This is a genomic window from Bradyrhizobium sp. NC92, assembly GCF_025200865.1.
Lineage (GTDB): Bacteria > Pseudomonadota > Alphaproteobacteria > Rhizobiales > Xanthobacteraceae > Bradyrhizobium.
The window spans coordinates 8,257,061-8,269,814 of sequence record NZ_CP104171.1 but is presented as its reverse complement, the minus strand read 5'-3'; the positions used below and the strand labels follow the sequence as shown (position 1 = coordinate 8,269,814).

The 12,754-nt window shown below is 64.9% G+C and carries 12 protein-coding genes; 6 read left to right on the top strand and 6 right to left on the bottom strand.

Annotation, left to right across the window (positions count from 1 at the left end; translation table 11 throughout):
* The first annotated feature begins 31 nt into the window (after window positions 1–31).
* On the top strand, window positions 32–1,093 hold the full coding sequence (locus tag N2602_RS38400; RefSeq protein WP_212255824.1) for a phosphotransferase: 1,062 nt from the start codon (window positions 32–34) through the stop codon (window positions 1,091–1,093).
* Window positions 1,094–1,161: 68 nt separating this feature from the next.
* Here N2602_RS38400 and N2602_RS38395 read toward each other — a convergent pair whose 3' ends face one another.
* Genes N2602_RS38395 through N2602_RS38385 form a run of 3 tightly spaced genes read right to left on the bottom strand, consistent with a single transcriptional unit; the run spans window position 1,162 to window position 4,385 of the window.
* A complete protein-coding gene (locus N2602_RS38395; RefSeq protein WP_172788905.1) occupies window positions 1,162–2,718 on the bottom strand; it encodes an MDR family MFS transporter in 1,557 nt (518 codons plus the stop codon).
* Window positions 2,719–2,734: 16 nt separating this feature from the next.
* Window positions 2,735–3,910 (bottom strand): HlyD family secretion protein, encoded by a 1,176-nt coding sequence (locus N2602_RS38390; protein WP_260381324.1) that lies wholly within the window; start codon window positions 3,908–3,910, stop codon window positions 2,735–2,737.
* Window positions 3,903–4,385, bottom strand: a complete 483-nt coding sequence (locus N2602_RS38385) for a MarR family winged helix-turn-helix transcriptional regulator (protein ID WP_172788903.1) — start codon at window positions 4,383–4,385, stop codon at window positions 3,903–3,905. Before N2602_RS38385 ends, N2602_RS38390 begins: the two co-directional genes overlap by 8 nt.
* A gap of 155 nt (window positions 4,386–4,540) precedes the next feature.
* On the opposite strand from N2602_RS38385, the gene N2602_RS38380 reads away from it, so the two are divergent.
* From N2602_RS38380 to N2602_RS38360, 5 genes are all read left to right on the top strand, one after another.
* Entirely contained in the window at window positions 4,541–5,035 is a 495-nt protein-coding gene (locus N2602_RS38380; protein WP_172788902.1) for a Fur family transcriptional regulator, read from the top strand.
* A 35-nt stretch (window positions 5,036–5,070) separates the two neighbouring features.
* Window positions 5,071–6,024, top strand: coding sequence for a DMT family transporter (locus N2602_RS38375; RefSeq protein WP_260381323.1), 954 nt, complete (start codon window positions 5,071–5,073; stop codon window positions 6,022–6,024).
* Between the two features lie 13 nt (window positions 6,025–6,037).
* Window positions 6,038–7,321: a flavodoxin-dependent (E)-4-hydroxy-3-methylbut-2-enyl-diphosphate synthase gene (gene ispG, locus N2602_RS38370; protein WP_212255829.1), complete on the top strand. Its 1,284-nt coding sequence runs from the start codon at window positions 6,038–6,040 to the stop codon at window positions 7,319–7,321.
* A 261-nt stretch (window positions 7,322–7,582) separates the two neighbouring features.
* Window positions 7,583–8,479, top strand: coding sequence for a TauD/TfdA family dioxygenase (locus N2602_RS38365; protein WP_260381322.1), 897 nt, complete (start codon window positions 7,583–7,585; stop codon window positions 8,477–8,479).
* A gap of 240 nt (window positions 8,480–8,719) precedes the next feature.
* Window positions 8,720–9,532, top strand: coding sequence for an N-acetylmuramoyl-L-alanine amidase (locus N2602_RS38360; protein ID WP_260381321.1), 813 nt, complete (start codon window positions 8,720–8,722; stop codon window positions 9,530–9,532).
* A 145-nt stretch (window positions 9,533–9,677) separates the two neighbouring features.
* Here the strand turns inward: N2602_RS38360 and N2602_RS38355 are convergent, their stop codons facing one another.
* From N2602_RS38355 to N2602_RS38345, 3 genes are all read right to left on the bottom strand, one after another.
* The gene (locus N2602_RS38355; protein WP_172788897.1) at window positions 9,678–11,285 is read right to left on the bottom strand and encodes a Na+/H+ antiporter; all 1,608 of its coding nucleotides are present in this window, start codon (window positions 11,283–11,285) and stop codon (window positions 9,678–9,680) included.
* A gap of 47 nt (window positions 11,286–11,332) precedes the next feature.
* On the bottom strand, window positions 11,333–12,190 hold the full coding sequence (gene bla, locus N2602_RS38350; protein WP_260383810.1) for a class A beta-lactamase: 858 nt from the start codon (window positions 12,188–12,190) through the stop codon (window positions 11,333–11,335).
* 185 nt (window positions 12,191–12,375) lie between these two features.
* A complete protein-coding gene (locus tag N2602_RS38345; protein WP_036038516.1) occupies window positions 12,376–12,750 on the bottom strand; it encodes a nuclear transport factor 2 family protein in 375 nt (124 codons plus the stop codon).
* Window positions 12,751–12,754: the final 4 nt, after the last annotated feature.

The window sequence follows — 12,754 nt, the reverse complement described above, 5'->3', positions numbered from 1 at the left end:
AGTATGGCGCGGGACAGGGGCATCGTGGTTCATGACATCTCCACAATTGCCGGCGGTCGTTGAGCCCGCCCTACTGACGGCCGCGCTGCGCAGGGGCGGCGTGCTCGACGCCGGCGCTGTGCGCGAAGTGAAGGTGCTGCATCAGCGCGACACCGTGGTGTCACATATCGTCAGGCTCGGCCTGCGCTATGTCGGCGAATCCGCCGGTGCTCCGCAGTCGCTGATCCTCAAGACTCCCAATGCCGCGTTCGCCAAGCGCCTCGCCAATGGCGGCCGGCGCGAGGTGGAGTATTACACGCAGCTGGTCCCGCAGATGCCGGCGGGACTCGTGCCGCGCTGCTTTGACGGGCATTTCGACGAGGACAGCCTCGCCTGGCATTTGCTGCTGGAAGATCTCACCGACAGCCACGAGATCGCGACAACCTGGCCGGTGCCGCCGTCGCGCGAGCAGACGTTCGCCATCGTCACCACGCTGGCCCGCTGGCATGCAGCCTGGTGGGACCATCCGAGCCTCGGCGACACCGTCGGCACCTGGCCGAGTGTGGAGGACAGCGCGCAACGCATGGAGACGTTTGCGGGCCATTATGACCGCTTTGCCGATCTTCTCGGCGATCGCCTCAGCGAGGAGCGGCGGATTATCTACCGTCGGCTCATCGATCAGTCGGAGCGGCTGTCCCAGCGTTACCATTCACGCCGCCACCTCAGCATCACGCATGGCGATGCCCATGTCTGGAATTTCCTGCTGCCGCGCGCGGGCGTTGCTGACACCGTGCGCATCTTCGATTTCGATCTGTGGAGCATCGACGTTCCGGCCGACGACCTCGCCTACATGATGGCGATGCATTGGTATCCGGAACGCCGGCAGGCGCTCGAACGGCTGCTGCTCAACCTCTACCACGACGCGCTGATCGAGAGCGGCATCACCGGCTATACCCGCGGCGCGCTCGATCGCGACTACCGCTGGGCGGTGCTCTGGCAGATCACGCGGCCGGTCTGGCAATGGAGCATCAACATCCCGCCGCTGATCTGGTGGAACAATCTGGAGCGGGTGTTTGCGGCGGTGGATGATCTGGGCTGTGAGGAGCTGTTGTAGCGCTGTTGTGTCCGGGCGCGGTGCAGCGTGTAACGCTGCGTTGCTGAGCCGGGGCATGAGATCTCCCGCTACTCCATCACCGCATGTTCCGGCCCCGCCGCCTGCTTGCGCAGCGTGGCCTTGGTCGAGCCGATCAGCAGAGCGAGCGGGATGGTGCAGAGGACGAAGAGCATCACCAGCTGGTAGTCGTGTGCGAAGGCGATGATCTGCGCCTGCACGCTGACCATCCGGTCGGCCATGGCGCGGCCGGCGTCGGTGGAGAGATTGATCAGGCCGCTGACGCTGGGCATCTGCAGTGCGTGGTTGAACGGGTTGACGTGCTCGGAGAGGATCGCATAGGTCCGCCGCGTGCCCTGCGTCAGCTCGGCAATGACGACGGAAATGCCGACCGAGCTCGCGACGTTGCGCATCAGGGTCAACATCGCGGTGCCGTCGGTGCGCAGCTCGTTCGACAACGTCAGGAACGCCACGGTCGAGAGCGGCACGAAGACGAGACCGAAGCCAAAACCCTGGATCACGCTGACGGTGACGATCTCCGGCACCTGGGTCAGATCGGTCCAGCCTGTCATCTGGAACAGCGAGCCCGCCGTCAGCGTCAGGCCGGAGATGATCAGCGTGCGCGCCTCGAAGTAGCGCATCATGCGGCCGACCAGCATCATGGCGAAGAAGGTGCCGATGCCGCGGCTCGCCAGCAAGAGGCCGGCGGTGATGATGGGATAGCCGATCACGTTCTGCATGTAGGGCGAGGCCAGCGCCATGGTCGAGAACAGCACGAGTCCCATCACGATCATGAACAGGCAGCCGGTGACGAAGTTGCGGTCCCGGAACAGGGCGAAGCGGATGAACGGGGTCGAGGTCGTGAAGGAATGCGCGAGGAAGAAGTAGAACGCGACGGCCGCCACGATGAACTCCGCGACGATCTCATTCGATTCCAGCCAGCCCAATTGCTCGCCGCGGTCGAGTGCGAGCTGCAGCGCGCCGATCGCTACCGCCAGCGCGGCGAAACCGAACCAGTCGAATTTGAGGCTGAGATTCTTCTCGGTCTCGTCCATGAAGACGATCAGCCCGAGCACGGTGATGGCGCCGAACGGCAGATTGACGAAGAAGACCCAGTGCCAGGAATAGGTCTCGGTCAGCCAGGCCCCGAGCGAGGGTCCCATGATCGGGCCCATCATCACGCCCATGCCCCAGATCGACATCGCCTTGGCGCGCTCCTGGAGCGTGTAATAGTCGAGCATGACCGATTGCGACAGCGGCACCAGCGCGGCGCCGAACACGCCTTGCAGCAGGCGGAACAGCACCATCTGGTTGATGTCCTGCGCGAGGCCGCACAGCACCGATGCCATCGTGAACCCGGCCGAGCAGATGATGAAGATGCGCTTGCGGCCGAAGCGGTTGGCGATCCACCCCACCGGCGCCGTCATGATCGCGGCGGCGACGATGTAGGAGGTCAGCACCCAGTTGATCTGATCCTGCGAGGCCGACAGCGTGCCCTGCATGTAGGGCAAAGCGACGTTGGCGATGGTGGTGTCCAGCGCCTGCATGATGGTCGCGGTCATGGCGCAGATCGTCACCATGTTCCGGCGCAGGCCGGGGACCATCAGGCTGGCATTGGGGCCGGACATCGCGCCAGTCCTTGTCTTATTCTTTGTCTTGTTCTTTGTCTTGGCCCGCTGTCGCCGACAGCCCGAGCAGGCCGGCGAGCGAGCGCTGATGGCCGGTGTCGATGGTGGCGTAGACGCTCATGCCGGCTTTCAGCTTCCGCACGTATTTGTCGGTCTCGTCGAAATAGATGCGAATCGGCACGCGCTGCACCACCTTGACGAAATTGCCGGTGGCATTTTGCGGCGGCAGAATTGCGAATTGCGCGCCGGTGCCGGGCGAGAGCGAGCCGATCTTGCCCTTGAAGACATGGTTCGGGAACGCGTCGACCTCGAGCGTGACCGCCTGGCCTTCGGTGACATAGGTGAGGTCGCTCTCCTTCGGATTGGCGTCGACCCAGGGATGGGCGACGTCGATGATGGAAAACACCGGCGTGCCCGCGGCGACGTAACGGCCGAGCTGAATCTGCTCGACCTGCGTCGCCACGCCGCCCATCGGCGCGCGCAGCACGGTATGGTCGAGATTGCGCTGAGCGTCGTCGAGCTTGGCCTTGGCCTGCACATAGGGAGGAAACTGCTCGAGCGGCAGATCGGGGTTGCCGAGCAATTGCGTCTTGGCGTTGGACAGCTGCTGCTTGACGAACTGCGTCTGTGCGCCGGCCGTCACCAGCGCGTTGGCGGCGTTGTCGAGATCGAGCTGCGAGCCGAAATTGTTCTTCACCAGCGCCTGCTTGCGCTCGACGTCGCGCTGCTTCAGCTCGACGCCCTGCTGGGCGAGGTTGAGCATATCGCCGTAGATCTTGATGTTGGCAGCGAGGTTGTCGTACGTCGTGCGTGCCTGGGCGAGTTGTGCCTTGGCTTCATCCACCGCGAGGCGGAACGGAACCGGGTCGATCTCGAACAGCTCGTCGCCCTGCTTGACGACCTGACCTTCTCTCACGACGACCTTCAGGATCTTGCCGGAGATGTCGGGCGTCACCAGCACCTTCTGCGCGCCGACATAGGCATCGTCGGTGCCGACATAGCGGCCCCCTTGCAGATAGAAGGTAACGCCGCCGATGGCGATGATGACCGGCAGCACGACCAGGAGCAGGAAACGGCGATGGCGGCGCAGGCCCGCCAGCACGCGGCGGCGCGGATCGGTGCCGGCCTTCTTGGTCGGCTTGCCGCTGTCGCTCTTCTGCTCGGGCTGGAACTTGATGACCTGATCAGCCATAGCGCTGCTCCTTGCGTGCTTGCTCCGCGCCGGATGTCTGGATCGCGGTTCGCACGTTTTCCTTGATGGTTTCGAGCTGGGTGAGGAGGCGGTGGGCATCCGCCGGATTGATGCCGTCGAGCGCGTTTGCCGTCAGCTCCGACTTCAGGCCGCTCATGCGGCCGAGCAACTGCCGCCCGGCCTTCTTGAGGTACAGGCGCTTGACCCGGCGGTCCGAAGCGTCGCTGCGGCGCTCGATCCAGTCGTTGTCGCAGAGCTTGTCGATCAGCCGCGTCAGCGTGATCGGCTGCATCTCCATGAGCTCGGCGAGCTCCGACTGCTTCATGCCCTCGCTGCGCTCCACCTTGGCCAGCACCGCCCATTGCGCCCGGGTGATGCCGAAGCGCGAGGCCTCCTTGTCGGCATATACGCGCAAGAGGCGGTAGAGCTCACCGAGCGTGAACAGGAAATTCTGGTCGACCGACCCGCGGGACATGAGCTTCGTCTCCAATAAGCTTGAATATAATAAGCAAGCTTATGATTATTTCAGGGCAGGGTGGCGCGATGCTGTCCCGCGGGAGAAGCATGGCTGACAGCCGGGCGGCTCGTCGTGCTTTGGGTTCCCCCGTCAAAATGCTAGAAGACGGGTACATGAGCCTCGCAAAGCCGGCATTCCCCGCGCCCGACCATGATCACGGCCGCTGCACTGCGGACGCGCTCGCGCATGCCGAGGTGGTCTGCGAGCAGCGCGCGCAGAAATTCACGCCGATCCGCCGTCAGGTACTGGGTGCTTTGCTCGCCAGTCACCGCCCGCTCGGGGCCTACGAGATCATCGACGAGCTCGCCAAGTCCATGGCGCGGCCGGCGCCGATCACGGTCTATCGCGCGCTCGATTTCCTGATGGCCAACGGCCTCGTGCACCGCATCGAGAGCCGCAACGCCTATCTTGCCTGCGCCGCCCACGACCACGATTCGACCTCGGCGGTGGCGTTCCTGATCTGCGAGCGCTGCGGCCTGGTCGGTGAGATCTCCTCGGCGTCCTTCGCCAAGGACCTCAACGCCGCCGCGCGCAGCTCAGGCTTCGCACCAAAGCTGTCTGTGGTGGAGATCACGGGCGTCTGCACGCATTGTCAGAAAATGTCTTGAAGCAACAACGGCGCAAAGCCGGATTTTGGGAAGAAATGTCCGCACCTCAAGCCATACCGTCCGCCGGCCGTCCCCTCAGTGCCGGCGCCATCGCCCTGATGCTCATGCTGTGCCTGACCTGGGGATTCAACCAGATCGCGGTGAAGCTGGTGCTGCCGGACATTCCGCCCATGCTCCAGGCCACCATCCGCTCGATGGGCGCGCTGCCGGTGCTGTTCCTGATCGGCACCCTTCGCGGCGTCAATTTCTTCGAACGTGATGGCACCTGGAAGCCGGGCCTGATCGCCGGGCTGATGTTCGGTATCGAATTCGTGCTGATCTTCCAGGGGCTGCGTCTCACCTACGCCTCGCGCGCGGTGGTGTTCCTCTACACGGCGCCGTTCTTCGTTGCGCTCGGCTCCTACCAGGTGCTCGGCGAGCGTCTCGGCGGCTCGCAATGGCTGGGCCTTGCCATCAGCTTTGCCGGCGTGGCGTTTGCCATCGGCGTGCCCCAGCCCAATGTCGATTCGCATGTTCTGCTCGGCGACCTCATGATCGTCGGGGGCGCCGCGCTGTGGGCCGCGACGACGCTGGTTGCCAAGGGCACGCGGCTGCGCTTCGCCGCGCCCGAGAAGGCGCTGGGCTATCAGGTCGCGACCTCGATCCCGATCCTGGGGCTGGCGGCCTGGCTGTTCGGCGAATCCATCACGCACACTCCGTCGCCGCTCTCGCTCGGCCTGATGGCGTTCCAGGCGATCTGGGTGGTGGGAACCACGTTCACGCTTTGGTTCGCGCTGGTGAAGGCCTATTCGGCCAGCAAATTGTCCGCTTTTACCTTCATCACCCCTTTGTTTGGCGTGGTGGGTAGCTATTTCATCATGCACGACACCCTCAGCCTGACATTCGGGGCCGCAGCGGTCCTTGTAATTGCTGGGCTTTTTCTGGTTAACCGTCCCAGCTCATCAGCTGCGGCGCCGCGCGATGCATTGCTGAACGTCACCAAAACCTGATATTTGGACCGCCATGAACAAGCTCGAAAACCCTCTCGATTCAGACATTGCGGGCCCGGCGCCCCGGCATCGGACCACCCAGGTCAAGGTCGGCAACGTCGCCGTCGGCGGCGGTGCGCCGATCGTCGTGCAGTCGATGACCAACACCGACACCGCCGATATCGACGGCACCATCGCCCAGGTCGCCGCGCTGGCGCGCGCCGGCTCCGAAATGGTCCGCATCACCGTGGACCGCGAGGAGGCCGCGGCCGCCGTTCCGCACATCCGCGACGGCCTCGCCAAGCGCGGCATCACGACGCCCCTGATCGGTGACTTCCATTATATCGGCCACAAGCTGCTCGCGGCCTATCCGGCCTGTGCCGAGGCGCTGGCTAAATACCGCATCAATCCCGGCAATGTCGGCTTCAAGGACAAGCGCGACACCCAGTTCGCCGACATCATCGAGATCGCGAACAAGAACAACAAGCCGGTGCGCATCGGCGCCAATTGGGGCTCGCTCGACCAGGAGCTTTTGACCAAGCTGATGGACGAGAATGCGGCCTCGCCCAACCCGCGCGACGTGCGCGCGGTGACGCGCGAGGCCATGGTGCAGTCGGCGCTGCTCTCGGCCGCGCGCGCCGAAGAGCTCGGCATGCCCAAGGACCGCATCATCCTCTCCGCGAAGGTCTCGGCGGTGCAGGATCTGATCGCGGTTTACCAGGATCTTGCGGCGCGTTCGGACTACGCCATCCATCTCGGTCTCACCGAAGCCGGCATGGGCTCGAAGGGCATCGTGGCGTCCTCGGCCGCGCTCGGCATCCTGTTGCAGCAGGGCATCGGCGACACCATCCGCATCTCGCTGACGCCCGAGCCCGGCGGCGACCGTACCCGCGAGGTGCAGGTTGGCCAGGAGCTCTTGCAGACCATGGGCTTCCGCACCTTCGTGCCGCTGGTTGCAGCCTGCCCCGGCTGCGGCCGCACCACCTCGACCACGTTCCAGGAGCTGGCCCGTTCGATCCAGGATTTCATCCGCGACGAGATGCCGACCTGGAAGACGAAATACCCTGGTGTCGAGGAGCTCAACGTCGCGGTGATGGGCTGCATCGTCAACGGCCCCGGCGAATCCAAGCACGCCAATATCGGCATCTCGCTGCCCGGCACCGGCGAAGCGCCGGCCGCGCCCGTCTTCGTCGACGGCAAGAAGTTCCGCACGCTGCGCGGCCCGACCATCTCCGCCGACTTCAAGGCGCTGGTGATCGACTACATCGACCAGCGCTACGGCCAGGGCGCCAAGGTGCCGGCTCCCGCGGCGGAGTAGCTTTACTCCGCTCGCGCCGCATACTCGCTGTCGTCCCCGCCTAGTGCGCAATTGCGCACGGGGGCGGGGACCCATAACCACAGGGAGTGGTTATGGCGCGAGCTAGTTGGTACGAATTTTCGCCAAACCAAATCCTGTGGTTATGGGTCCCGGGCTCGCGCTCCGCGCCCCCCGGGACGACGGCTGCATTTGCGGTGCAGATTGCGAATCTGTCACCGCGCGTTACGATGTCTTCAATCAACAATGATCGGGAGACACGCCATGAGCTCACTCGCCGGCAAGCAGGGCCCGCGCTATCGCCACATGGCCGAAGACGGCGCGCCCTACGAGACCATCGCCGTCGAAAAGCTCACACCCATCATCGGCGCGGAAATCTCGGGCGTCGATATCGGCAAGCTCGTCTCGGACGATGCCCGTTCCAATCAACAGATGGACGAGATCCACCGCGCGCTCGCCGAAAACCTCGTCATCTTCTTCCGCGACCAGCACATCACGCCGCAGCAGCATCTCGCGTTCGGCCGCAAGTTCGGCGAGCTGCATTTTCATCCCGCAGCTCCGCACGAGGACGAAGACCCCGCCTTGATGAAGATCTATGCGGACAAGAACTCGCCGCGGGCGAACGGCGAGGGCTGGCACTCCGACGTCTCCTGCGATCTCGAGCCGCCGATGGGCTCGATCCTCTACATCAAGCAATGCCCGCCGCGCGGCGGCGACACGCTGTTCGCCAACATGTACGCGGCCTATGAGGCGCTGTCGGAGCGCATGAAGACCTATCTCGACGGCTTGACGGCGCTGCACGATGGCGAGCCGATCTATCGCGGGCTCTATGCCAATTATGGCGTCGCCGACCGTCCCTCCTATCCGCACGCCGAGCATCCCGTCGTGCGCACGCATCCGGTCACCGGCAGGAAAGCGCTTTACGTCAACCGCGGCTTCACCCGCCACATCAACGGCATCCCGCGCGACGAGAGCGACGCGATGCTGGCCTATCTCTACCAGCACGCCGAAAACCCGCTGTTCCAGTGCCGCTTCCGCTGGACCGAGAACGCCATCGCCTTCTGGGACAACCGCTGCACCCAGCACCGCGCGATGTGGGACTACTGGCCGCACACACGCTCCGGCACGCGCGTGACGGTGAAGGGGGAGCGGCCGGTGTAGGAACGGTGCCGTAGGGTGGGCAAAGCGACCTGTCCGCCGTAGTTCGAAGAGCGAAGGCGGAAGCGTGCCCACCATCTCGGCCGCACGCAACACGATGGTGGGCACGGCGCCCGAAGAGCGCGCCTTTGCCCACCCTACGAAGCCGTTCTTGCGTTGACGTCTTTCCACTCCCGCGCCAATCTTCCCGAAAACAATCGTGGGCTCGTTGATCGCCCGCGGATCACGGCAGCGGAGCAGCGCTTGGGGCAATTGCGGAGCATCATCGCCGGGCTGGTCGCGTCGATCCTGCTGTCGTCGCTCGCCCTTGTCGATGCCGGCGACGCCGCGGCCGCGCGAAAGATTGCAAGACCCAGGCCGAAGCCGTCGCCGCCGGCCAAATGCGAGACGCCCAAATTCCGGATCGTCGTGGACGTCGGCCACACGCCGGACTCCTACGGCGCGTTGAGTGCCCGCAATGATCCGGAGTTCGGCTTCAACTTCCGCCTCGCACGGCTGATCACGGCCAAGCTCAAATCCGAGGGCTTTGCCGCAACCCGCCTGCTCGTCACGGATGGCAAGGCACGGCCGAGCTTGTTCAAGCGCGTCGGTGCCGCGAACGAAGGCCGCGCCGATCTGTTCCTGTCGGTCCATCATGATTCGGTGCCGGACAGGCTGCTCGAGACCTGGGAATTCGACGGCGCAAGGAGCTATTTCAGCGATCGGTTTTCCGGCCACTCGCTGTTCGTGTCGCAGCAGAATCCGCACTTTGCCACCAGCCTGATGCTGGCCCGGATGATCGGCCGGCAATTGAAGGAGCAGGGCCTGCACTATGCCAGCCAGTACACCCTGCCGGTGATGGGCCGGTACCGGCGCCAGCTGCTCGACAAGGATGTCGGCGTCTACCGCTATGACGGGCTCGTCGTGCTGTCGCGCACGCACAGCGCCGCCGTGCTGCTCGAGGCCGGCTCGATCATCAATCGCGACGAGGAAATGGAGATGAACTCGCCGGAGCGGCAGGAGGCCGTCGCGGGCGCCGTTGCCGCTGCGATGAGGGAGTTTTGCGAGAGACGGTAGTTGGCTCAGGTGCTTCAACGCCCCGTCATTGCGAGCCACCGGGTCCGCGCGGAGCGCGGCCCGATGACAGGCTCCGCGAAGCAATACAGACTCTTTTTCCGCGGAGGCAGTCTGGATTGCTTCGCTGCGCTCGCAATGACAAAGGCTACAGCGGCCCGCCCCGATATTCCCTGTTCGCTAGGCTCGCCTCCTCCAGGTCCAGATCGCGCTCGATCCGCCGCCGCGTCTCGTCGGTGATCTGGCCGTCGCGCAGCAGATTGTGGATGAATTTGCGCTCGGCGGCGATCAGGTCGCGGGTCAGAGCGGTGCCGGCGGCGGAGATGTCGTGGTGGTTGGGATCGAGCGAATCCGGGAGCTGGTTGACGCGGATGTCGTGACGGGCGCGCAGCAGCCGCATCACCTCGTCGGAAATGTCCTTTTCCGCGGTGAGCGCGTCGAGTGATTTCAGCGCGGACTCCAGCGCCTGACGGCGCGCGGCGATCTCGGCTTCGTGCTCGGCGGCATGCTCGTGACGACCGGCCTCGGCGACGCCGAGCCAACGCACGATCGGCGGCAGCGTCAGGCCGACGCCGATCAGCGTCACGAAGATGACACCGAAGGCGACGAACAGGATCAGGTCGCGATACGGAAACGCTTCGCCATCCGGCAGCGCGAACGGCAGCGCCAGCGCGGCGGCCAGCGACACTGCGCCGCGTACGCCGGTGAAAGCGAGCACGAACGGCCATTGCCATGGCGGCGACGGATCGCGCTCGCGGAGCGACCTGGACAGCATCCGCGGCAGATAGGTCGCGGGATAGAGCCAGGCAAAACGCGCGATCACGACGATCACAAGGACCACGGCGGTTGCGATGAGAATGTCGTCGAGCGGAAAAGTCTTCGATTTCTCGTAGAGGGCGCGCATCTGGAAGCCGGTGAGCAGGAACAGCATGCCCTCGATCAGGTAGATCACGAGATCCCAGAAGAAGATGCCTTGCAGGCGCGTCGCCGAGGAGATCAGCAACGGGCCGTTCCAGCTGACATAGAGCCCGCAGGCGACGGTTGCGATCACGCCGGAGCCGCCGACGTGCTCGGGCAGCCAGTACGAGACATAGGGCGTAATCAGCGACAGCGTCAGCTCGACCTGCGGATCCCCGGACCATTTGCGGAAGCGCAAGGACAGCCAGCCGACGCCGATGCCGAAGGCGATCTCGCCGGCGACGATGAGGAGGAACTCGCCGGCCGCGAGCGGCAGCGAGAAATGTCCGACCATGATGGCCGCAAGCGCGAAGCGGTAGAGGATCAGCGCGGTGGCGTCGTTGGCGAGACCTTCGCCTTCGAGCACGACCAGGATACGGCGCGGCATGTTCAGCCGGCGCGCGATCGCGAGCGGCGCCACCACGTCGGGCGGCGCGACGATGGCCCCGAGCAGGAAGCCGACGGTCCAGGGCAGGCCGATCATGTAGTGCGTGGCGGCCGCCACCATCGCCGTGGTGAAGATCACCGCGCCGACCGCGAGCAGCACGATCGGACGCAGGTTCTTCTTGAATTCGCGCCAGCTCATCGCGACGCTTGCCGAGTAGATCAGTGGTGGCAGCACCACCAGCAGCACCAGCTCCGGCGGCAGCTCCACCGACGGCATGCCCGGCACGAAAGCGAGACCCACGCCTGCCAGCATCAGGAGGATGGCAGGGGCGACGTTGAAGCGTCGTGCGGCCAGTGCCACGCCTGCCAGCACGGCCAGCAGGATGAGAAAGATTTGAAACTTCGCTTCCATGATGGGTCTGTCTTGACCCGGAAGCGACGGCTACGTCAATGCGCGGCTCACGCCAGCCGCTCGGTCACCATCCGTCCGATCCGCGCGAACGCCGTCGCGATCTGCGCCGCGCTCGGCGCACCGCCCTGGGTATAGGCCGCGATCAGGATTGGCGTGTCCTGCTTCGGCCAGGCGACCGCGATATCGCCCGAGGCATCCTTGCCGTTGTTGCCGGTCTTGTCGCCGATCTTCCAGCCTGCGGGGAGTCCGCCACGCAGCCGGTTTGCACCGGTCTTGCAGTTCACCATCCATTCGATGAGCAGGGCACGCGAGGCCGGCGACAGCGCCTCGCCCGTGACCAGCCGCCGCAAATTTCCCGCCATCGCCGCCGGCGTCGTGGTGTCCCGGGGATCGCCGGGCTGCGAGCGGTTGAGCTCGGGCTCGTTGTGGTCGAGCCGCGAGGTGGCATCGCCGAGCGACCGCCAGAATGCGGTCAGCGCGGCGGGGCCGCCGATCCGCGCCAGCAGCAGATTGGCGCAGGTGTTGTCGCTGAGCTCGACGATGGCCTTGCACATCTCACCGACCGACATCTTGCCGGCCGCGAGATTTTCCCGCGCCACCGGTGCGTATTCCAGCAGATCCGCCTGGCCATAAGGGATCATGGCTGCGAGCTGCTCCTCGCCGCGATCGACCCGCGCCAGAACGTTAGCTGCGAGCGACGCCTTGAACGTCGAGCACATTACGAACCGTTCGTCGGCGCGCCAGGCGAGCTTTGCGCCGGTCGCGAGATTTTCGGCATAGACGCCGATCCGCCCGCCGCTCTCGCGTTCATAGGCTTCGAATTCCGGCACTGCCTCCGCGGCCAGCACGGGAGAGGCGGCCATCCAGCAGAGCGAGGCGAGCAGGGAACGGCGATCGAGCAGCATGAGGATATTCCAGGCGAGCGGGGATGGGAGATGCAGCGGGCGCTGCATCCCGTCGTCATTGCGAGCGCAGCGAAGCAATCCAGACTGTCTCCGCGGATGGACTCTGGATTGCTTCGTTGCGCTCGCAATGACGGAGAATTGGATAGCGAGTGCGTCCGATTTCGGGCAGCGGAAGGCTTTGCCCCTCACTCCCGCAGGTCATACCTGTACGACTTCGACACGATCTGCCAGCCGTCGGCGAGCTTCATCGCCACCAGATAATCGGTGAAGTAGCGCGGCGGCAGCTGGCAGCGCACCTTGATGAAGGCGGTCTTGTCGTCCGAACGGTCGATGGTGACGATGAAGTCCTCGCGCGGCTTGCCTTCGGCCTTCGCCGAGGCGCGCTTGCGCACGCGGTCGAGCCAGTCCGGCACGGTCAGAACCTGGAGCTCGCCCTTCTCGACCCAGCGCAGATCGGCGGAGGGATGGAAGATGGCGCCGAGCTTGTCGGCGTTGCCCTCGTAAAGTCCGTCAAAATAGGATTGCACGACGGCTTCGACGCTCGACCGGTCCTGGCTCATGGAT

Bases quoted from the DNA above. Each gene is read 5' to 3' on its own strand.
- N2602_RS38400 (WP_212255824.1), top strand. From the start codon at position 32: ATGACATCTCCACAATTGCCGGCGGTCGTTGAGCCCGCCCTACTGACG.
- N2602_RS38395 (WP_172788905.1), bottom strand. From the start codon at position 2,718: ATGTCCGGCCCCAATGCCAGCCTGATGGTCCCCGGCCTGCGCCGGAAC.
- N2602_RS38390 (WP_260381324.1), bottom strand. From the start codon at position 3,910: ATGGCTGATCAGGTCATCAAGTTCCAGCCCGAGCAGAAGAGCGACAGC.
- N2602_RS38385 (WP_172788903.1), bottom strand. From the start codon at position 4,385: ATGTCCCGCGGGTCGGTCGACCAGAATTTCCTGTTCACGCTCGGTGAG.
- N2602_RS38380 (WP_172788902.1), top strand. From the start codon at position 4,541: ATGAGCCTCGCAAAGCCGGCATTCCCCGCGCCCGACCATGATCACGGC.
- N2602_RS38375 (WP_260381323.1), top strand. From the start codon at position 5,071: ATGTCCGCACCTCAAGCCATACCGTCCGCCGGCCGTCCCCTCAGTGCC.
- ispG (WP_212255829.1), top strand. From the start codon at position 6,038: ATGAACAAGCTCGAAAACCCTCTCGATTCAGACATTGCGGGCCCGGCG.
- N2602_RS38365 (WP_260381322.1), top strand. From the start codon at position 7,583: ATGAGCTCACTCGCCGGCAAGCAGGGCCCGCGCTATCGCCACATGGCC.
- N2602_RS38355 (WP_172788897.1), bottom strand. From the start codon at position 11,285: ATGGAAGCGAAGTTTCAAATCTTTCTCATCCTGCTGGCCGTGCTGGCA.
- bla (WP_260383810.1), bottom strand. From the start codon at position 12,190: ATGCTGCTCGATCGCCGTTCCCTGCTCGCCTCGCTCTGCTGGATGGCC.
- N2602_RS38345 (WP_036038516.1), bottom strand. From the start codon at position 12,750: ATGAGCCAGGACCGGTCGAGCGTCGAAGCCGTCGTGCAATCCTATTTT.